Origin of the sequence: Rhodococcus sp. BP-241, assembly GCF_019836145.1 — a bacterium.
Lineage (GTDB): Bacteria > Actinomycetota > Actinomycetes > Mycobacteriales > Mycobacteriaceae > Rhodococcoides.
In genome coordinates, this window is the sequence record NZ_JABUEI010000007.1 from 69,470 (window position 1) to 88,312 (window position 18,843).

At 69.3% G+C, this 18,843-nt stretch carries 21 protein-coding genes; 13 read left to right on the forward strand and 8 right to left on the reverse strand.

Annotated features, from left to right (window positions below; all coding sequences use genetic code 11):
- Positions 1-7: 7 nt before the first annotated feature.
- Both HQ308_RS15265 and rsrA read left to right on the forward strand, forming a co-directional pair.
- On the forward strand, positions 8-634 hold the full coding sequence (locus tag HQ308_RS15265; protein ID WP_037186858.1) for a sigma-70 family RNA polymerase sigma factor: 627 nt from the start codon (positions 8-10) through the stop codon (positions 632-634).
- Positions 631-903, forward strand: coding sequence for a mycothiol system anti-sigma-R factor (gene rsrA, locus HQ308_RS15270; protein WP_027506855.1), 273 nt, complete (start codon positions 631-633; stop codon positions 901-903). The genes HQ308_RS15265 and rsrA overlap by 4 nt, the downstream gene beginning before the upstream one ends.
- A 64-nt stretch (positions 904-967) precedes the next feature.
- Here rsrA and HQ308_RS23075 read toward each other — a convergent pair whose 3' ends face one another.
- Positions 968-1,042: a 50S ribosomal protein bL37 gene (locus HQ308_RS23075; protein ID WP_110293457.1), complete on the reverse strand. Its 75-nt coding sequence runs from the start codon at positions 1,040-1,042 to the stop codon at positions 968-970.
- Between the two features lie 139 nt (positions 1,043-1,181).
- Between HQ308_RS23075 and HQ308_RS15275 the strand changes: the two genes are divergently transcribed.
- Positions 1,182-1,397 (forward strand): biotin/lipoyl-binding carrier protein, encoded by a 216-nt coding sequence (locus HQ308_RS15275; RefSeq protein ID WP_027506854.1) that lies wholly within the window; start codon positions 1,182-1,184, stop codon positions 1,395-1,397.
- A gap of 52 nt (positions 1,398-1,449) precedes the next feature.
- Positions 1,450-2,964 (forward strand): sensor histidine kinase, encoded by a 1,515-nt coding sequence (locus HQ308_RS15280; protein WP_222647029.1) that lies wholly within the window; start codon positions 1,450-1,452, stop codon positions 2,962-2,964.
- Positions 2,965-3,039: 75 nt separating this feature from the next.
- Here HQ308_RS15280 and HQ308_RS15285 read toward each other — a convergent pair whose 3' ends face one another.
- Together HQ308_RS15285 and HQ308_RS15290 are read right to left on the reverse strand one after the other, a co-directional pair.
- Positions 3,040-3,294 carry a WhiB family transcriptional regulator gene (locus HQ308_RS15285; RefSeq protein WP_027506852.1) on the reverse strand — a complete coding sequence of 85 codons (255 nt, stop codon included), beginning with the start codon at positions 3,292-3,294 and terminating at the stop codon, positions 3,040-3,042.
- 259 nt (positions 3,295-3,553) lie between these two features.
- Complete coding sequence (locus tag HQ308_RS15290; RefSeq protein ID WP_027506851.1) at positions 3,554-4,519, reverse strand: diacylglycerol kinase family protein; 966 nt, start codon at positions 4,517-4,519, stop codon at positions 3,554-3,556.
- Positions 4,520-4,606: 87 nt separating this feature from the next.
- Between HQ308_RS15290 and HQ308_RS15295 the strand changes: the two genes are divergently transcribed.
- Positions 4,607-5,029: a hypothetical protein gene (locus HQ308_RS15295; RefSeq protein WP_027506850.1), complete on the forward strand. Its 423-nt coding sequence runs from the start codon at positions 4,607-4,609 to the stop codon at positions 5,027-5,029.
- 27 nt (positions 5,030-5,056) lie between these two features.
- Here HQ308_RS15295 and HQ308_RS15300 read toward each other — a convergent pair whose 3' ends face one another.
- Complete coding sequence (locus HQ308_RS15300; RefSeq protein ID WP_081821426.1) at positions 5,057-5,716, reverse strand: acid phosphatase; 660 nt, start codon at positions 5,714-5,716, stop codon at positions 5,057-5,059.
- A gap of 172 nt (positions 5,717-5,888) precedes the next feature.
- On the opposite strand from HQ308_RS15300, the gene HQ308_RS15305 reads away from it, so the two are divergent.
- Together HQ308_RS15305 and HQ308_RS15310 are read left to right on the forward strand one after the other, a co-directional pair.
- Entirely contained in the window at positions 5,889-7,460 is a 1,572-nt protein-coding gene (locus HQ308_RS15305; protein WP_222647030.1) for a DHA2 family efflux MFS transporter permease subunit, read from the forward strand.
- 96 nt (positions 7,461-7,556) lie between these two features.
- Complete coding sequence (locus HQ308_RS15310) at positions 7,557-8,351, forward strand: ParA family protein (RefSeq protein ID WP_222647032.1); 795 nt, start codon at positions 7,557-7,559, stop codon at positions 8,349-8,351.
- Between the two features lie 3 nt (positions 8,352-8,354).
- Here HQ308_RS15310 and HQ308_RS15315 read toward each other — a convergent pair whose 3' ends face one another.
- Together HQ308_RS15315 and HQ308_RS15320 are read right to left on the reverse strand one after the other, a co-directional pair.
- Positions 8,355-9,587 carry a PQQ-binding-like beta-propeller repeat protein gene (locus tag HQ308_RS15315; RefSeq protein ID WP_222647034.1) on the reverse strand — a complete coding sequence of 411 codons (1,233 nt, stop codon included), beginning with the start codon at positions 9,585-9,587 and terminating at the stop codon, positions 8,355-8,357.
- Positions 9,588-9,603: 16 nt separating this feature from the next.
- Positions 9,604-11,274, reverse strand: a complete 1,671-nt coding sequence (locus HQ308_RS15320; protein WP_037186721.1) for a DEAD/DEAH box helicase — start codon at positions 11,272-11,274, stop codon at positions 9,604-9,606.
- Between the two features lie 320 nt (positions 11,275-11,594).
- Here HQ308_RS15320 and HQ308_RS15325 point away from each other — a divergent pair, with 320 nt between their 5' ends.
- Both HQ308_RS15325 and HQ308_RS15330 read left to right on the forward strand, forming a co-directional pair.
- Positions 11,595-12,326 (forward strand): ferritin-like fold-containing protein, encoded by a 732-nt coding sequence (locus HQ308_RS15325; RefSeq protein WP_051613614.1) that lies wholly within the window; start codon positions 11,595-11,597, stop codon positions 12,324-12,326.
- 109 nt (positions 12,327-12,435) lie between these two features.
- Entirely contained in the window at positions 12,436-12,669 is a 234-nt protein-coding gene (locus tag HQ308_RS15330) for a DUF3107 domain-containing protein (RefSeq protein WP_027506844.1), read from the forward strand.
- A gap of 82 nt (positions 12,670-12,751) precedes the next feature.
- Here HQ308_RS15330 and HQ308_RS15335 read toward each other — a convergent pair whose 3' ends face one another.
- Entirely contained in the window at positions 12,752-13,402 is a 651-nt protein-coding gene (locus HQ308_RS15335) for a TetR/AcrR family transcriptional regulator (RefSeq protein WP_027506843.1), read from the reverse strand.
- A 149-nt stretch (positions 13,403-13,551) separates the two neighbouring features.
- Here HQ308_RS15335 and HQ308_RS15340 point away from each other — a divergent pair, with 149 nt between their 5' ends.
- The 3 genes from HQ308_RS15340 (at position 13,552) to HQ308_RS15350 (ending at position 16,700) form a co-directional block, all read left to right on the forward strand.
- Positions 13,552-14,565, forward strand: a complete 1,014-nt coding sequence (locus HQ308_RS15340; RefSeq protein WP_051613603.1) for a DUF3152 domain-containing protein — start codon at positions 13,552-13,554, stop codon at positions 14,563-14,565.
- A 19-nt stretch (positions 14,566-14,584) separates the two neighbouring features.
- Positions 14,585-15,763, forward strand: coding sequence for a molybdopterin-synthase adenylyltransferase MoeB (gene moeB, locus HQ308_RS15345; protein WP_222647036.1), 1,179 nt, complete (start codon positions 14,585-14,587; stop codon positions 15,761-15,763).
- A gap of 82 nt (positions 15,764-15,845) precedes the next feature.
- Complete coding sequence (locus HQ308_RS15350) at positions 15,846-16,700, forward strand: TIGR02569 family protein (RefSeq protein WP_027506841.1); 855 nt, start codon at positions 15,846-15,848, stop codon at positions 16,698-16,700.
- Here the strand turns inward: HQ308_RS15350 and HQ308_RS15355 are convergent.
- Complete coding sequence (locus HQ308_RS15355) at positions 16,697-17,392, reverse strand: FadR/GntR family transcriptional regulator (RefSeq protein WP_037186716.1); 696 nt, start codon at positions 17,390-17,392, stop codon at positions 16,697-16,699. The genes HQ308_RS15350 and HQ308_RS15355 overlap by 4 nt on opposite strands.
- A gap of 87 nt (positions 17,393-17,479) precedes the next feature.
- Between HQ308_RS15355 and HQ308_RS15360 the strand changes: the two genes are divergently transcribed.
- On the forward strand, positions 17,480-18,796 hold the full coding sequence (locus tag HQ308_RS15360; protein ID WP_222647037.1) for an MFS transporter: 1,317 nt from the start codon (positions 17,480-17,482) through the stop codon (positions 18,794-18,796).
- The last annotated feature ends 47 nt before the right edge of the window (positions 18,797-18,843 follow it).

Consider the following 18,843-nt stretch of genomic DNA (forward strand, 5'->3'; position numbering starts at 1 on the left):
TCCTGCGATCCTCGAGACAGAGGACGGCATCCGCTCGCGGGAGAACGCTGCGGATCTGACGGCGCGGTTCGAGCGTGACGCGCTCCCGCTGCTCGACCAGCTGTACGGCGCGGCCCTGCGGATGACGCGGAACCCGTCCGATGCCGAGGACCTGGTCCAGGAGACGTACGTCAAGGCGTACACGGCGTTCAAGAGCTTCCGCGAGGGCACGAACCTCAAGGCGTGGCTCTACCGGATCCTGACCAACACCTACATCAACTCGTACCGGAAGAAGCAGCGCCAGCCGGCGCAGTACCCGACGGACGAGATCACCGACTGGCAGCTCGCGGCCACCGCTGAGCACTCGTCCACCGGTCTACGGTCGGCCGAGGTCGAGGCGCTGGACGCCCTGCCCGACGACGACATCAAGGCGGCGCTGCAGGCGTTGCCCGAGGAGTTCCGCATGGCGGTGTACTACGCCGACGTCGAGGGCTTCCCGTACAAGGAGATCGCCGAGATCATGGGCACGCCCATCGGCACCGTGATGTCGCGGTTGCACCGCGGCCGCAAGCAACTGCGCAACGAACTGGCGGAGGTCGCTCGCGACCGTGGATTCAACCGGTCCGCCGCGGCGACCGAGGAGGTAGCACGATGAGCGGCAACGAGTTCGAGGACCTGGACTGCTCGGCCGTCATCGCCGACGTGTGGACGTTGCTCGACAACGAGTGCGACGAGGCCAGCAGGCAGCGCGTGCAGCGTCACCTCGACAGTTGCGGTTCGTGCCTCGCGCAGTACGGCATCGAGGAGAAGATCAAGTCTCTGGTCGGCCGCAAGTGCGGCGGCGAGCGGGCTCCGGAAGGCCTGCGGGAGCGCCTGACGCTGGAGATCCGGCGGTCGGTGACCATCACCGCCACCGAGGACTGACCGCCTACACGACGAAGGGCCGGGACGCTGTGCGTCCCGGCCCTTCGTCGTGTGGTGCTCGTGATCAGCTGTTGGGGCGCTTGCCGTGGTTGGCTGCATTTCCCTTACGGCTGCGCTTCTTGCGTCCTCGCTTGCCCATGGTGGATCTCCTTCCTGTTCCACCCAGTTTCTCACGTGTGGTTGGCTGTACGACGAGCGGCCGTGCCTCCGGCGTGGTCCGTTCACCGAACGAGTCGACACGCGCGTGCAGACGAGCGGAACGGAACAGGGGGACCGTGATGGCCGAGGACGTCCGAGCCGAGATGGTGTCGACGGTGTTCCAGATCGTCGTCGCCGAGGGTGATCACGTGAACGAGGGCGACGCCGTGGTGGTGCTCGAGTCGATGAAGATGGAGATTCCCGTGCTCGCCGAGTCCGCGGGCACCGTGACGTCCATCGGAGTCGCCGTGGGCGACGTCATCCAGCAGGGCGACCTGATCGCCGTCATCTCCTGATCCGGTCACCACTCTGATCAGCCGACGCCGCACCGAGACAGGGTGATTCGTCGTGTCCACGCTGTCCGAGATGCTCGCCGAGCACACCGACCTGCCGGGTACGGCGGTCGATCATCTGCAACGCGTCGTGGGGGAGTGGCAGATCCTCGCGGACATCTCCTTCGCGGACCTGCTGCTCTGGGTGCCCGTCGACCATCCCGGATCGCGTGCGGTGACGTCGTCGGACACGGCGACGGTGGTGTGCGTCGCGCAGTGTCGTCCGACGACGGCCCCCACGGTGATCCCGTCGGACACGGTCGGTGCGGTGGTCGGGGAGACCGAACATCCCGAGGTCGCGGAGTGCCTGCGCACGGCGTCGATCGTGCGCGGCGGTGGTCGCCTCCCCGACGATCAGGGTCCGCCCCACGACGCCGTTCCCGTGCGCGTCGACGGCCGCGTGGTCGCCGTGCTGACGCGTGACTCCGCGCCGGTCTCCGGCCGACCGCCGAGCTTGCTGGAGGCCGCGTACCGCGACTGCGCCCACCACCTCTCCGACATGATCGCGGAGGGGTCGTTCCCCTCGCCGTCCGAGAAGACGGACGTCAACTCGAGCCCACGCGTCGGCGACGGGTTCATCCGCCTCGACACCGCCGGCATGGTCACCTACGCGAGCCCCAACGCGGTGTCCGCCTACCACCGGATGGGGTTGACGGCAGATCTCCCCGGCCACGACCTCGCTGCGTCGACCCGGTCGCTCGTCACCGATCCCTTCGACGCGGAGGAGATCGCCGCCACCATCGGAGCGGCCGTCACGTCCGCCGGGGGACGACGGATGGAGGTGGACGCTCGCGGTGCCACCGTGCTGCTGCGCACGGTTCCGCTGCGCCCGGCCGGCACGTCCGTGGGCGCTCTGGTACTGGTCCGGGACGTCACCGAGGTGAAGCGTCGAGATCGCGCGCTGCTGAGCAAGGACGCGACCATCCGCGAGATCCATCACCGGGTCAAGAACAACCTGCAGACCGTCGCTGCTCTCCTGCGTCTGCAAGCTCGCCGGACCAACAACGACGAGGCCAAGGTCGCGCTGAGCGAGTCGGTCCGCCGGGTCACCTCCATCGCCCTCGTCCACGACGTGCTGTCGACGTCGGTGGACGAGGTCGTCGACCTGGACGAGGTGGTCGACCGCCTGGTTCCCGTCATGGTCGACATCGGCTCGCTGTCCGCGGACGTCACCGTCGGTCGCGAGGGCAGCCTGGGCGTGTTCCCGGCCGAACGGGCGACCCCGCTGGTCATGGTGCTCACCGAGCTGGTCCAGAACTCGCTCGAGCACGGGTTCGATCCGGGTGCGCGAGGCCGTGTGACCATCGAGTCCCGACGGTCCTCACGCATGCTGGAGGTCACCGTGCGCGACGACGGCCGTGGAGTCTCCGACGACTTCGACGCGTCGGCGTCCGACCGGCTGGGACTGCAGATCGTCTCGACACTCGTCACGGTGGAGTTGGGCGGCACCATCAGCGTCGCGGCCGGGCCGGACGGGGGCACCGCTGCCGAGCTCCGCGTCCCGCTCGGACGCCGAGAACCACGCGGCTGACACTGGCTGCCCGTCGGACACACAAAAGGCCCGGCACCATGCGGTGCCGGGCCTGCGTGCGTCTTGCGAGCTGTGTCAGACCGCCGAGCGTGCGCGGGTACGCGCGTTACGACGCTTCAGCGCGCGACGCTCGTCCTCGCTCATGCCGCCCCAGACACCCGCATCCTGACCGGACTCGAGAGCCCAGGACAGGCAGTCCGCGGTGACGGGGCACCGGTTGCACACGACCTTGGCATCAGCGATCTGTGCGAGTGCCGGGCCGCTGTTTCCCACCGGGAAGAACAGTTCCGGGTCCTCGTCGCGACAGATAGCCTTGTGGCGCCAATCCATCCTCTTACTCCTCACTGAGCGCACGACGGCGCTGTCGAATAACTGATCCTGGACTCACGTCCGGATCGTGGGCTTGTTGTCCTGCAGTTCGCGAGCGCGGCAACCAATGTTTCCGCACTGTTACTTGTGAATGCTTTCACGAACCAAGCAGAAGTCAAGAGATGACGCGGTGCGGGTGGCCAAGCTCACTGGACCCGATTTGGTTTCACACCCGACGTCTGGTACCCGGATCGGGAGATGTGAAACACAGTAGCTTGGCCTACGGGGTATCGCCAGGTAAAGGCGCCACGACGGCGAGGGCGTCCGGTGCGGACGCGAATTCGACCTCGGTGCGTTCTCCCAGGTAGTCGCCGTCGACCTGCAGGCCGGTCGGTTCCACCGAACGCACGCGAATCCATTTCACGTCGTCCTCTCGGAGAAGCGCCCGTGAATGCGGACCGGACGTTCCGGACAGCATTTGCACGACCACTCGCAACGTCGTGAACACCTTCGTGGATCGCATTGCGAATATGCCGAGTCCGCTGTCGAACGAGGTGCCGGGGTTCGTTCGGACCGGACGTGCGTCGAGGAACGTCCACGGATCGGAGTTGGTCACGAACGCGAAGTGAACGCCCGTCACGGCCTCGCCGGTGTCGGTCTCCACGGTGAGGTGCGGGTCGCGACGCTTGCGGCGGAAGAACGTGGTGACCGCGGTCCGGACGTAGCGCGAGGGCGTGACCGCCTCGCCGCCCTTGCGGCCTCGATCGATCGCGTCGCACACGTCCGCGTCCCATCCGAGGCCGGCGTTGAACAGGAACCATGTCTTGTCGCAGTGCCCCAGGCCGATACGCCTGCTCGTTCCCGACTCCAGCAGATCGATGAGCTGGTTGGTGGCCTCGACCGGGTCCCGCGCGATGCCCAGCGAGCGAGCGAACACGTTGGCGGATCCGCCCGGGACGACCGCCAGCAGCGGCACGGGTCCCACGGTGACCGACTGCATGGAGGTCGGGGCAGGAACACCGAGAAGTCCGTTCACCACCTCGTTCACCGTTCCGTCGCCGCCGTGCACGATCACCAGATCGATACCGGCCCGGCGGGCCTCGGTCGCGAGTTCGCTCGCGTGTCCACGGTGCGTGGTGTGGAGCACTCTGAGCGACACCCTGCTCGCGAGCGCATGCGCCACCAGGTCTCGGCCGGCAGCCGTGGTGGACGTGGCGTTCGGGTTGACGATGAGGATGGCTCGCACGATCACTCAGAGTAGACGCGAGCGGCGGCGGCTCACGACCACCGGCGCGTGACCGTCGGCCACCTCGCGCGTGTGCTCTAGGGTGGCCTGGTGCGTCCGAAGCTGCCCGATTCCGGTGTTCCGGCACCGGTGCGCGCCGCGGGCCTGTTGGTGTCCGTGCAGGGCGCCACGGCGGTCGTGGTGGCACTCGTCCTGGTGATCCGCGGCGCCGCCGGCGCCGACGAGAGCGTCATCAACGGTTTCGGCACCGCGATCTGGTTCGCCGCACTCGGGGGCGCCGTGCTCACCGGTGGCATCGCCCTGATCCTCGGGCACCGCTGGGGCCGCGCCATCGCGATCGTCGCGCAGCTGTTGTTGCTTCCGGTGGTCTGGTCGCTCCTCACCGATTCCGGGCGGCCCGTGCTGGGCTCGTTGCTCGGCATCGTCGTCATCGGCGTCCTGGTCTGTCTGTTCAGCGGCCCCGCCACGAGGTGGCTCGCCGACGACTACGTCGAGACCGACGACGCCTGAGCGGCTCTCCGACCGACGCCGGGCAGCTCAGGAACCGAGGCGAGGATCCACGTTGTGGGTGTGGATCTGCCGGTACTCGTGCTCGTACCCCAGCACGGTGAAGCCGGCGGGCGCCAGCGCGAAGCGCTTTCCCTCTGTCACCGGTTGCTCGACCCACCGCGCGATGACCGACCTGGAGAAGTGGCCGTGCCCGACGAGCACGACGTCGCGCTCGGCGAGGGTGGGAACGACGACGGACAGGACGAGATCGGCCCGTGCGGACACGGCGTCGATGGTCTCGCCGGACGGTGACGGATGCGTCCAGACGGTCCAGTGCGGCGCGGTCTCCCGGATCTGCGGAGTGGTCAGGCCCTCGTAGTCGCCGTAGTCCCACTCGACCAGCGCGTCCCACACCCGATCGACGGTGAGTCCGGCCAGCTCCGCCGTCCGCAGCGCCCGCGATCGGGGGCTGCTGACCACCAGGGGACGTTCGAGCCCGAGCGCCGCGATGCGGTCCCCGGCGGCGCGGGCCTGGTCCTCCCCGTCGGCGGTGAGAGCGATGTCCGTCCGTCCGGTGTGTCGACCGCTCGCCGCCCACTCCGTCTGACCGTGACGGATCAACACGAGTCTGGCGTCGGAGCGCCGCGGCGACGTCCCGGACCCTCCGGACGATGCGGGTGCCGGATCACGGGGGTCGGGGTCTGCCATGGCTCGATCATGCTCCCGGGTCGCGCCGCGTCGATGACGGAGGTCGTCCCGGTGACGGAGGTCTCGTGAAATCCGCTGGTGATCGCCGCCGGTGGGGTGTTTACTTCCTTGGTCCGATCACGCGACACCCGGCCTCGATGCCGGCGGATACAGATCAGCCAGGAGACTCCGCATGACCGATCAGAGCACCGAGCATGGCGCGCAGGGGTCCCCGAACACCCCCGGGCAGGGTGGTGTCGACACCGGTCAGGGGCTGGACGCGGCCGTCCTCAAGATCGCCGCCGTCATCGTCATCGGCGCCATCATGTCGATCCTCGACGTGACCGTCGTGAGCGTGGCGCTGCCGACCTTCGCCTTCGAGTTCCAGACGTCCTACGCCAACGTCGCCTGGACCATGACCGGCTACACCCTCGCTCTCGCGACCGTCATCCCGCTGACCGGCTGGGCCGCGGACCGGTTCGGTACCAAGCGCCTCTACATCCTGGCGCTGATCCTGTTCGTCGCCGGATCCATGCTGTGCAGCGTCGCGTGGGACATCACGTCGCTGATCGTGTTCCGCGTCCTGCAGGGCTTCGGCGGCGGCATGCTCATGCCGCTCGGCATGACGATCCTGACCCGCGCCGCCGGTCCCGAGCGCATCGGTCGTGTCATGGCCGTCCTGGGCGTACCGATGCTGCTCGGTCCGATCGCGGGCCCGATCCTCGGCGGGTGGCTCATCGACGCGGCGAGCTGGCACTGGATCTTCCTGATCAACGTGCCCATCGGCGCCGTGGCGCTGGTGGCCGCGTGGGTCATCCTCCCGAAGGACGCACCCGAGCCCTCGCAGTCCTTCGACTTCGTCGGCATGCTGCTGCTGTCGCCGGGCCTCGCGCTCTTCCTGTTCGGCGTCTCCTCGATCCCCGAGACCGGAACGGTGATGTCGGCTCGCGTACTGGTCTCCGCCGTCGTGGGGCTCGTCCTGGTCGCGGCGTTCGTGCGCCACGCCCTGCGGACCGAGCACCCGCTGATCGACCTGCGGCTGTTCGCCAACCGTCACCTGTCCGTCGCGGTGATCGCGATGAGCCTGTTCGCCATCGCGTTCTTCGGCGCGGGCCTGATCTTCCCGAGCTACTTCCTGCAGGTCCGCGGGGAGACCACGCTCATGGCCGGCCTGCTGCTCGCCCCGCAGGGACTCGGGGCGATGGTGTCGATGCCCATCGCCGGACAGCTCGCCGACAAGATCGGGCCGGGCAAGATCGTGATCACCGGCATGGTGTTCGTGACGCTGGGCATGGCCGTCTTCACGCAGGTGGGATCCTCGACCTCGTACGTCGTCCTGCTCGGCGCCCTGTTCGTCATGGGGTTGGGACTCGGCGCGACGATGATGCCGATCATGACCGCCGCGCTCCAGACGTTGGACGACGCGTCCGTCGCCCGCGGTTCGTCGCTGATGAACATCATCCAGCAGTCGGCCGGGTCGATCGGTACGGCCGTGATCTCGGTGGTGCTCACCAACCAGCTGCTCGACCGGGCGGCTGCGGGACCCGCCATCGCGGCACAGCGTGACCCGGCGATCGCCGAGCAGATCGGGCCGAATGCCGTGCAGGCCGGACTGGCGCAGGCAGCCGACGCGTTCGGCGGCACCTTCCTGGTGGCCACGATCATCGTCGCGTTCACCTTTGTGCCCGCACTCCTGTTGCCGCGCAAGAAGTTCCAGCGTGCAGACCAGGGTGACGCCGTCGCGCGCGGTGCGATGCTGCACTGAGCTCGGCCTCCGGTCCACCCCGTTCGGCCCGGTGCGGCATCACGCCACGCCGGGCCGAACGTCGCTCGACACACCGAGTGATGCCAAGATCGTGCTGTGACGACGATCCTGGCAGTGGCCAACCAGAAGGGTGGCGTCGCCAAGACGACCACCGTGGCATCGCTGGGAGCGGCGCTCGTCGCTCTGGGCCGACGAGTACTCGTGGTGGACCTCGACCCGCAGGGAAGTCTGACCTTCTCGCTGGGGCACAACCCCGACAAGCTGGAGACCTCGATCCACGAGGTCCTCACCGCCGGGGTTCCCGTGGGCGACGCCGTGCTCGGCACGGACGAGGGTGTGGACCTGCTCCCGGCGACCATCGACCTGGCCGGCGCCGAGGCGCTGTTGCTCATGCGTCCGGGCCGCGAGTACACCCTCAAACGCGCTCTCGCGCCCCTCCTCGAGAACTACGACGTCATCGTGCTGGACTGCCCGCCCTCACTGGGCGTGCTCACCCTGAACGGGCTGACGGCCGCGACGAGCGTGCTGATCCCGCTGCAGTGCGAGACGCTCGCTCACCGCGGTGTGGGTCAGCTGTTGCGCACCGTCAGTGAGGTCCAGCAGATCACCAACCCCGATCTGACACTCCTGGGCGCTCTCGCGACCCTGTACGACGCCCGCACCACGCACAGCCGTGACGTCCTCGCGGACGTGTCCGGTCGGTACGACATCCCGGTGCTCGCGCCGCCGATCCCGCGCACCGTGCGGTTCGCGGAAGCGTCGGCGTCCGGCACCTCGGTGATCGCGGGACGTAAGAACAAGGGTGCTCAGGCGTACCGCGAGCTCGCCGACAACCTGGCCGCGCACTGGACCGAGGGTGCACCCCTGGCCACGTACGACGCCGACGCCTGAGGCTCAGCCCAGGGCGACGGTCTCGGCACCGCGGCGCTCGAACACGCTGGTGCCGAGGACGGACAGTGCGACCGGTCCGGTGTACTCGCCGCGGTCCACCGCGATCGTGCGGGAGGCGACGCCGTTCTCCGGATCCACCACCGCGATACCGCCGGGAACCGGGACGAGGAGCTGACCGGCCATCACGGCACCCGCGCCGAGAGTTCCGGCGAGAACCCAGCGCTGTGACAGATCGGACTGCGTGAAGCCGACGGTGTCGGCGCCCGTCCACCAGGAGACGACGGAACCGGTACGCACGATGTCGGATGCGAGGGCGTCGGCGGACGGTGTGGTGACGTCGGCGGTCACGGCCTGCGCGGAGACGAAGTTGGCGGACCCGTCGAAGAGTGCCACTCGGGCGACCTCGTTCCCGGCCGGGGGGAGGTAGACCGCGAGACGATCCCCGACCACCGCGAGGACGCGTGCTGCCGCTGCGTCCGCGGGGACGTCGGCCAGGATGGTCGAGCCGTACACGTCGGGCACCGTGTTGTCCTTCGGTGCGGGGTTCATCGACGTCAGGCGCAGGCCTTCCTCACCGGGACACCGTTCCAGCACGGCGAGGCGGGTGCTCGCGGACGCGCTCGACACGAGGTCGCATCCGGTGCGGGGTTGGCTGCGCGGGTTGACCGGGGCGTCGACACGCCCGTACTCGAGGGTGCGCACGAGGTCGGAGCGCCAGAGCTCGAGGCGCGTGGCGCCGAGTTCGGTCACGTACGTGCCGTCGAACGACAACCGGACCGGGTCGTCGGCGTCGTTGGTGCGCTGGTCCTCGCGCGCTCCGGTGGACCCGTCGAGCTCGGTGACCTGGCCGCATCCCCGGCCGTCCCGGAACACCGCCACCGCCGCGTCCCACGCCCCCACGACCGAGCAGAGGGCCCGGTCACGCGTGTAGGACCAGGACGGCGAGCCGGTGGCGGGATCGAGTCCGGTCACCGCGTCGTCGGTGGAGACGACGACGGCTCCGCCGACGGTGGTCGGTGCCCCGGTTCCGGTGTCGTCGGCGCGCCAGATCTCCGAGAACGACTCGGGCACCGACAATGCCGACGCCGGGGCGGTGAGAGGCACGTCGGCGACCACGGACGTGGTGCCGCGAGCGTCGCTGCGGAACCAGATCACCGAGGCGCCCACCAGGACGACCACGACGATCACCACAGCGGCGATCACGTCGACGCGGGTGCGCCGTTCGGGAGCGAGCACGTCAGGTACGTGACGGTCAGTCGGACGTACCGGCGGACGACGAGGCCTCCGCCGACGCGCCGTTCTCACCGGCGTGCGCCGCGGACCCGGCGGACGACCGGCGTCGACGGCGACGACGGGGCTTGTCCGACGTGGATCCGTCACCGGACGCCTCGGCGGGACCTGTCGTGGCCGAACTGTCCGCGGTGGCGGCAGCGTCGGCGTGGCCCCCGCCGCGGGTGCGGCGACGTGACCGGCTCCGGCGCGACGTGGTGGTGGCCTCGCCGTCCGACGCCTGGTCGGAGTTCTCGCTCCGGCTCGAGCGGGTGTCCGTCTTCTCGGCGGCGGGAGTCTCGGCGCGCCGCTTCGCGATGCTGCCCGTGGTGCCGTGCGGGATGTTCAGTTCCGCGTACAGGTGCTCGGAGCTGGAGTACGTCTCCACCGGGTCGGGGATGTCGAGGCCCAGGGCCTTGTCGATCAGCTGCCAGCGGGGGATGTCGTCCCAGTCGACCAGCGTGACGGCGATACCGGTGCGGCCCGCACGACCCGTACGTCCGATGCGGTGGACGTACGTCTTCTCGTCCTCGGGGCACTGGTAGTTGATGACGTGGGTGACGTCGTCGATGTCGATACCGCGCGCCGCGACGTCGGTGGCGACGAGCACGTCGATCTTGCCGGAGCGGAACGCCGCGAGCGACTTCTCGCGGGCGACCTGCCCGAGATCACCGTGGACGGCGCCGACGGAGAATCCGCGCTCGGCCAGATCGTCGGCGACCTTCTGGGCAGTGCGCTTGGTGCGCGTGAAGATCATCGTGGCGCCGCGGCCCTCGGCCTGCAGCACCCGCGCGACCATCTCCGCCTTGTCCAGTGCGTGTGCCCGGTAGACGTGCTGGGCGGTGCGCTCGTGGATCGCGGAGGACTCGGCCTCCTCGGCGCGGATGTGCGTCGGCCGAGTGAGGAACGTGCGGGCGAGCGTGATGATCGGCCCGGGCATGGTCGCAGAGAACAGCATGGTCTGACGCTTCTCCGGCACCATGCTCATGAGGCGCTCGATGTCGGGGAGGAAGCCCAGGTCCAGCATCTCGTCGGCCTCGTCGAGCACCAGGACGCCGACCTTGCCCAGGACGAGGTGGCCCTGCTTGGCCAGGTCGAGAAGTCGTCCGGGGGTGCCGACGACGACGTCGACGCCGGTCCGCAGGGTCTCGATCTGGGCCTCGTAGGGCCGTCCGCCGTAGATCGACATGACCTTCACGCGACCGTTGGCCGAGTGCAGGTGCTTCGACGCGTTCTCCAGGTCGGAGGTGACCTGGACGCACAGCTCGCGCGTGGGAACGATGATCAGCGCACGCGGGGTGCCGTCCAGGACCGTGGTGCCCGAGCCGTCGGCCGGACCGGTGGCGAGACGGTGCAGCAGCGGGACGCCAAAGCCGAACGTCTTGCCCATGCCGGTGCGGGCCTGGCCGATGAGGTCGTCGCCTGCGAGTGCCAGGGGAAGTGTGAGTTCCTGGATCGCGAACGTGCGCTCGATGCCGATGTCGGTCAACCCACGGACGATCTCGGGGTGAACGCCCAGCTCGGCGAAGGTCGGGGGAGTGTGGGTGGTGTCCAGGGTGGCCGAGACGGTGGTCTCCGCCACGTCGTCGGTCTCGTGGTCCACAGTGATCTTGCTCAGTGTTTCGGCCTTTCTCGTCTCTCGCCTCGCACGCACGACGAGGGCCAGGCCGCTCCGCGGCCGGTGTCGAAACCCTCGATTCGTCGACAGGCGCGATCGGGGTCGGCCGCAGATGCGGCGACACGATCGGCGGCAGACACGAATCAGGTGCGCGCACAATGTCGTGAGCACGGCTCCCGGTGCTCGCCGCGATCGCCTCCGACGGAGGTGACCACGGTGCGTCGAGCCGGCGTGCGGACCGTCTCGGTCCCTGCTGCCGGCACCGGTGGAGCGTGCTCGCGACCTATTCTACCTGGTCGGCACCCGACGCCGCGGTTCCGCTCGCGCGAGCCGTGTCGACGGTAGTCTCGGCAGCCATGCGAACAGATTCGGATCCACAGCACGGCGGGTCCACTCCGAACGTCCCGTCCGGGTCCGACGAGGGCCTTGCGACCGGGGGAACCGTGCCGGGTGATCACCCCGGAATCATCAGTCTCCTGGGCGTTCTCGCGTACGGCGAGATCTCGGCGTTCTACCGGTTGGTCGACGACGCTCGAATGGCCCCGACGCTCGGCGACCGCATCGCCATGGCGAGCATGGCGGCCGCCGAGATGAACCACTTCGAGGTGCTCGAGGCGGCCCTCGCGGAGCGCGGGCGGGACGTCCTGTCGGTCACCGAGCCTTTCGCCGCCGCTCTCGACGCTTACCATGCCTCGACGCTGCCCTCGACGTGGATGGAGGTGCTCGTCAAGACCTACGTCGCCGACGGCCTCGCCGCCGATTTCTACCGCGAGATCGCGCACAGCCTCCCGGACGACATCGCCGCCACCGTGCGCGAGGTGCTCGCCGAGACGGGCCACTCGGAGTTCGTCGTCACCGAGGTGGTGGCGCGTGTCGCGGCGAGTGCCGCGGACAAGGACCGGTTGATGCTCTGGGGACGCCGCCTGCTCGGGGAGGCCATCACCCAGGCGCAGTTCGTCCTGGCGCAGCGCGAGGAGCTGACCGAACTGGTCATGACGGCGTCGGGCGATTTCAACGGCATCGTGGCGCTGTTCGACCGCATGCAGGTCCGGCATTCCGAGCGGATGGCGATTCTCGGCCTCGTCTGACTCGTGTCGGTGTTCGCTGTGGGCGTGTGCGTCACGCACTCACCGGCGGCCGGTGCTGCTCTAACCTGAAGTGGACAGCAGGTTCGCGACAACGTTTCGGAGGTCGGCCGTGGAGGTCAAGATCGGAATTTCGGACAGCCCACGGGAATTGGTCATCAACAGCGCGCAGACGCCCGACGAGGTGGAGACCCTGGTCTCGAAGGCCTTCGGCGGCGAGGGTGTGCTGTCGTTGGTGGACGAGAAGGGCCGCAAGTTCCTGGTGCCCGCGGGCAAGCTCGCGTACGTGGAGATCGGTCCGTCCGACAGTCGTCGGGTCGGTTTCGCGTCGTCCGGCACCGCCTGACCGACGCGCCCACCGCTCACGAGGAACGGCCCCGCACCTGCTGGTGCGGGGCCGTCGTGGTCGTGAGACCGGGGTGCGTCGCCTACTGGGACTGCAGGGGGACGTGCGAGAGTCCACCCCAGGCGAGGGTGACGGTGGTGTCCACCGCTTCCTCCTTGGTGATGGGGCGATCCGCCTCGAGCCAGTAGCGGGCGGTGAACTGGCTCGCGCCCACGAGGCCGACGGCGAGGATGCGGGCGCGGTGCGGGTCGAGTCCGGAGTCGTGGCTGACGAGGTCGAACACGGCGTCGACGCAGGCCTCGGTGGCCTGATCGACGCGGCTCTGGACCTGAGGGTCGCCCATGAGGTCCGACTCGAACACCAGGCGGAATCCCTGGCTGTCGTTGTCGACGAAATCGTAGAACGCGAGCACGGCGGCCCGGACGCGCTTGTGGTTGTCCGTCGTCGACCGCAGCGCCTGGCGCAGACCCGAGATGAGGCTGTCGACGTAGTTCTGCAGCACCGCGACGTAGAGGTCGAGCTTGCCGGGGAAGTGCTGGTACAGAACAGGTTTGCTGACGCCCGCGCATTCCGCGATCTCGTCCATCCCCGCGGCGTGGTACCCGCGGGCGACGAAGATCTCCCCGGCAGCGGCGAGGAGTTGGGCGCGGCGTGCATCACGGGGCAGTCGAGCACTGCGCCGGCCACTCCCGGTCCCGCCCACGGAGGAGCTTCGGTCGGCGACGTCTGTCATGTGTTTCGTGTGTCCCATCCGCCGCGACACCGGTGGACGAGGATCACTCAGACATCGGAACTACGCGGCATGAAAGTTCTTCCGGATCGTGACGACGATACCCCGGCGCGCCGACCGAAGGCCGCAGACGCGTGTGAGAACCTGGATCGGTGAGTGACCGACGGCAACCGCAGAGAGAGCCTGCGACGCGTGACGACCGTGCGCGACGCTCGCATCAGCCTCTGCGCGCCCAGTGGGATCCCACCGCGGTCGATCCCGGACGCACACGCGCCGCACGGCCGGAGCGCAGCGCCCGGAAGCAGAGCCGGCTGGGGCGGTTCACGTCGACCTACGGTTGGCGCGCCTACGCGATCCCGATCCTCGCGGTCGTGACGGTACTCGTGGTCGTCGACGCGATACGCGATCCCGGAACCGCGTCCACGACGGACTCGGCACCCGGATTCCCCGCGCTGAGCAACACGACCGACGACACCGGCATCATCGGTGTCCCGCCGCAGGCCGACGGGAACTTCGCCGAGACGGTGTCCAGCGGTCAGCTGCCCGACGGCGGTCAGTTCGCGGTGCAGGGCGCAGGCACGTGGCGCGTGGTGCCGGGAGTCACCGACCAGGTGGGCCAGGGCACCGAACGCACGTTCACCTACACCGTCGAGATCGAGGACGGCGTGGACACGACGGGCTTCGGAGGCGACGAGTCGTTCGGTCGCCTCGTCGACCAGACTCTCGCCAATCCCAAGAGCTGGACGAACGATCAGCGTTTCGCCTTCCGCCGCGTCGACACCGGTGATCCGGACTTCCGGGTCTCGCTGACGTCGCAGATGACCATCCGCGACGCGTGTGGGTACGACATCCAGCTCGAGGTGTCCTGCTACAACCCCGGTATCGGCAGGGTGGTGCTCAACGAGCCGCGCTGGGTGCGCGGCGCCGTGGCGTTCCAGGGCGACATCGGGTCGTATCGGCAGTACCAGATCAACCACGAGGTAGGCCACGCGATCGGGTACCAGGCGCACCAGCCCTGCGAGACCGACGGTGGCTTGGCCCCGATCATGATGCAGCAGACCTTCGGCACGGCGAACGACGACATCGCGGTACTCGATCCTGCGGGCGTGGTGCCGATGGACGGCAAGACCTGTCGCTTCAACCCCTGGCCGTACCCCAGGGCATGACCGGGGAGGTACGAGGAGCATGACGATCGTCGACCCGGTGGTGGAACCGGGCCCGGAGCTGAGCCGCGAGCAGGTCGCTCGGTACAGCAGACACCTGCTGCTACCCGACGTCGGAGTGCTGGGCCAGCGGCGTCTACGCAACGCGAGAATCCTGGTGATCGGTGCCGGCGGCTTGGGTTCGCCCGTGCTGCTGTATCTCGCCTCGGCGGGCGTGGGCACCCTCGGCATCGTCGAGTTCGACGACGTGGACGCCTCCAACCTGCAGCGACAGATCATCCACGGCGAGGCCGACATCGGTCGGCCGAAGTCGGTCAGCGCCCGCGAGTCGATCCGGGCTGTGGACTCCACCATCGAGGTCCGGCTGCACCAGGTCCGGCTCGAGCCCCGCAACGCGGTGAACCTCTTCCGCCAGTACGACCTGGTGGTGGACGGCACCGACAACTTCGCGACGCGGTACCTCGTCAACGACGCGGCCGCCGTCGCCGGCATCCCGTACGTGTGGGGATCCATCTATCGCTTCGACGGGCAGGTGTCCGTGTTCTGGGATGCCGCACCCGGCGGTCTCGGCGTCGACTACCGGGACCTCTACCCGGATCCGCCCGCGCCGGGCACTGTGCCGTCGTGTTCGGAGGCCGGCGTGCTGGGCGTGCTCTGCGGGGTCGTGGGCTCGATCATGGCGACCGAGGCCGTCAAGCTGGTGACGGGCATGGGCGACACGCTGCTCGGGCGTCTGCTGGTCTACGACGCGCGCACCATGACCTTCCGCACGGTCACCCTGCGCCGGGACCCCGGTCGCGTGCGGGTGTCCGAGGTGGAGGAGGACTACGAGGTGTCCTGCGGTGTGGCCTCGCCCCTGCCGTCGGTGGACTCGGTGGACGGCGACCTCGATCCGGCGGCCGTGCGCGCGCTGCTGGACGGCGGTGCCCCGGTGGCACTGATCGACGTGCGGGATCCGGTCGAGTGGGACATCGTGCACCTCGACGGCGCAACGCTGATGCCTCTGCCGACGGTGGTGGCCGGTGACGCGGTCGCGTCGCTGCCGACGGACCGGCCGGTGGTGCTCTACTGCAAGACGGGTGTCCGCTCGGCCGAGGCACTCGCGGTCCTGCGGTCCGCCGGCATGGCCGACGTCCACCACCTGCGCGGCGGACTCGAGGCGTGGGCGCGCGACGTCGACCCCACCGTCCCGACGTACTGACACCGGGTTCGGTCACGCGTGCCGGGACACGCGCTCACCGGGGTCTGCGGACTCGCACCGCGGCGGCGGTACGGTGGCCGTCATGACATCGGCGGAACCTCCCCAGCACGTCATCGGCACGTTCGGGCTCCGAGACGTCGCGCCGGTGGCTCTGGGAGCGGACTGGGACGGCGGTTGGCGTCTCGGTGACGTCGTCCTGTCCCCGGTGGCCGATCACGCCCGCGGCGCCTGGTCGGCGAAGGTGCGCGAAACCCTTGCGGTGGAGGGGGTTCGGCTCGCACGGCCGGTGCGGTCGACCGACGGCCGCTACGTCGTGTCCGGATGGCGCGCGGACACGTACATCGAGGGGGTTCCCGAACCCCGCCACGACGAGGTCGTCTCGCTGGCGACCCGGCTGCACGTCGCGACGTCGCAGCTCGAAAAACCGCGGTTCCTGACGCAGACGCCGGTCGCGCCGTGGAGTGACGTGGACGTGTTCGTCGCCGCTGATCGTGCTGCGTGGGAACAGGTTCCGTTCCGCTCCGCCCGTGCCGGGGGAGCGGTGGAGCCGACGTCGCCGGACGGTGTGCGCAGTGTCGAGGTGATCGGTCAGCTGGCCACCCTGCGTCGGCCGGTGCGCGAGCCCGACCAGTTGGTGCACGGAGATCTGTTCGGCACGGTGCTGTTCGACGGCGTGCAGGCTCCCGGTATCACCGACATCACCCCGTACTGGCGCCCCGCGTCGTGGGCCGCGGCCGTGGTGGTCGTCGACGCGCTCTCCTGGGGCGGCGCGGACGACGGGCTCATCGGCCGCTGGGAGGATCTCCCCGAGTGGCCGCAGATGTTGTTGCGGGCGGTGATGTTCCGCCTCGCGGTGCACGCTCTGCATCCGCGCTCGACCGCCGAGGCGTTTCCCGGTCTGGCCCGTACCGCCGATCTGGTGCGCCTGATCCTCTAGTCGGTCGGCAGTGCGCCGGTGTCCCGATCGTCGGCACCGTCCGCGGCGAGCTCGGTGAAGAAGCAGCGTGCGGCGGTGGCCGCCGCGTCGGCGTCCCCGGACACGACCGCTCGGACCAGGGCCGCGTGCTCCTCGTGGAACGCACGGTCGGAATCGGCGTCGTGGTCGAGGATGGTCTCCTCGATACTGGGGAGCAGGAAGTCGTAGACCTCCAGGTAGATGCTGTTGTGGCTGGCCGCGACGATGGCACGGTGCAGGGACACGTCGAGATGCAGGGCCCGGGTGCGGTCGACGTCCCACAGTGCGGTCCGATGCGCCAGGGTGTCCTCGAGCATCCGGACGTCCTCGTCGGTCCGCCGCTCGGCGGCCAGTGTGGCCGCGGTGATGTCGAGCGCCCGCCGCAGCTCCAGGACGTCGCGTCGCCGCGCGGACGAGAAGTACTTGCCGAGGGCCGACGGCATCTCCGACGACGCGAGCACGTAGGTGCCCGATCCCTGGCGCCGCTCGAGCATGCCCGCGTGCACCAGCGCCTGGACGGCCTCGCGAACGGTGTTGCGTCCCGTGCCGGTCAGCTCGGTCAACTCCGGTTCTGTGGGTATCCGCGTACCGACGGCCCACGTCCCGGACTCGATCTCGCCTCGTAACTGGTCGGTGACCTGCCCGATGAGGCTCTGTCGGCGTACGGGTTGCACGTCAGTGTCTTTCTCTCGTGTGGTGTCGGTCTCGGCCAGTCTAATAGTCCTTTGCCAGACAGGTCGGATCATCCTATGATTCGTCCCATGACTGCGACCGCCACCATTGCCGAGCCCGGGTCACGCTCGACACTGCAGGGACGGCTGTTGGTGTTCGCGGCACTCATCCTGTCCGCGTTCACACTTCGGGCAGCGGTCACCTCGGTGTCGCCGCTGTTCCCCCGGATCGGCGACGACCTCGGGTTCGGCGCCGGCGCCATCGGGCTCCTCGGGATGCTCCCGACCGCGATGTTCGCGCTGTTCGGCGTGCTCACCCCGGTCATCGCGACTCGTCTCGGACTCGAACGGACGGCACTCGCCGCGGCGGCTCTGACCGGTGTCGGCATCTTCGCGCGGGCGTTCGCCCCCGGGCTCGGGTCGCTGGCGCTGCTCTCGGCGGTCGCCCTGGCCGGTATGGGTATCGGCAACGTGGTCATCCCGCCGCTGGTCAAGCGCTACTTCTCCGACCGGCTCGCCATGATGAGCACCGTCTACATCTGCCTCCTGCAGCTGGGCACCATCGTCCCGTCGCTCACGGCGGTCCCCGTCGCCGACGCGGTCGGGTGGCGCTGGTCGCTCGCGATGTGGGGTGTGGCCGCCGTCGCCGCCGTGGTGCCGTGGACGGCCATCGTGCTGACGCGACGCACTCGCCCCGCCGCCCCCGCGGTGCGCGGTGCGGAGTCTCCGGCGCAGGACGCCGCCGTGGAGGCCGAGCTCGACGGGCCGCTCACCGAGCCGTCGGCCCAGCCGGTGGCGCCGCCCGTCCCGGTCTGGCGCACCTCGCTCGGCTGGGGGATGGCCGGCATGTTCGCGATGACGTCCATGGTCACGTACTCGATGCTGACGTGGCTGCCCTCCCTCCTGGTCGAGGCCGGCATCAGCGAGGGTGCCGCCGGTGCCTCGCTCGGGGTGTTCGCCGCGGTCGGTCTCGCGGGTTCCCTGCTCGCGCCGTCCTTCACCAGTCGGATGGTCGACCCCTATCCCATCGTCATCGGCTGCGCGGTCTGCTATCTCGCAGGCTTCGCGGGCCTGCTGTGGGCGCCCGCGACGGGCACGGTGCTGTGGCTGGTGTTGGTCGGTGCAGGTCCGACGACGTTCCCGATGTCGCTCACGCTCATCAATCTGCGCACGCGCACGGCCGTCGGCTCGGCATCCCTGTCCGGCTTCACGCAGGGAGTCGGGTACACCATCGCCTGCGCCGGCCCCATTCTCTTCGGTGTGCTGCACGAGAACACCGGGGGCTGGGAGTGGTCGTTCGCGTTCCTCACGTGCGGCATCGCCGTGCTGCTGGTCGCCGCCAAGGCCGCCTGCCGTCCGCGCGTCCTCGAGGACGGGCCCGTTCGCCAGGCTCAGTCGCGACCCTGACCCTCACGAAGCAGACCCTCACCGACCCGGAAACACGGACGTGAGGT

What these genes read in the sequence shown, in the direction of transcription:
- rsrA (WP_027506855.1), top strand. Translation starts at nt 631, where the DNA reads ATGAGCGGCAACGAGTTCGAGGACCTGGACTGCTCGGCCGTCATCGCC.
- HQ308_RS15275 (WP_027506854.1), top strand. Translation starts at nt 1,182, where the DNA reads ATGGCCGAGGACGTCCGAGCCGAGATGGTGTCGACGGTGTTCCAGATC.
- HQ308_RS15285 (WP_027506852.1), bottom strand. Translation starts at nt 3,294, where the DNA reads ATGGATTGGCGCCACAAGGCTATCTGTCGCGACGAGGACCCGGAACTG.
- HQ308_RS15300 (WP_081821426.1), bottom strand. Translation starts at nt 5,716, where the DNA reads ATGGCAGACCCCGACCCCCGTGATCCGGCACCCGCATCGTCCGGAGGG.
- HQ308_RS15305 (WP_222647030.1), top strand. Translation starts at nt 5,889, where the DNA reads ATGACCGATCAGAGCACCGAGCATGGCGCGCAGGGGTCCCCGAACACC.
- HQ308_RS15325 (WP_051613614.1), top strand. Translation starts at nt 11,595, where the DNA reads ATGCGAACAGATTCGGATCCACAGCACGGCGGGTCCACTCCGAACGTC.
- HQ308_RS15335 (WP_027506843.1), bottom strand. Translation starts at nt 13,402, where the DNA reads ATGACAGACGTCGCCGACCGAAGCTCCTCCGTGGGCGGGACCGGGAGT.
- moeB (WP_222647036.1), top strand. Translation starts at nt 14,585, where the DNA reads ATGACGATCGTCGACCCGGTGGTGGAACCGGGCCCGGAGCTGAGCCGC.
- HQ308_RS15350 (WP_027506841.1), top strand. Translation starts at nt 15,846, where the DNA reads ATGACATCGGCGGAACCTCCCCAGCACGTCATCGGCACGTTCGGGCTC.
- HQ308_RS15360 (WP_222647037.1), top strand. Translation starts at nt 17,480, where the DNA reads ATGACTGCGACCGCCACCATTGCCGAGCCCGGGTCACGCTCGACACTG.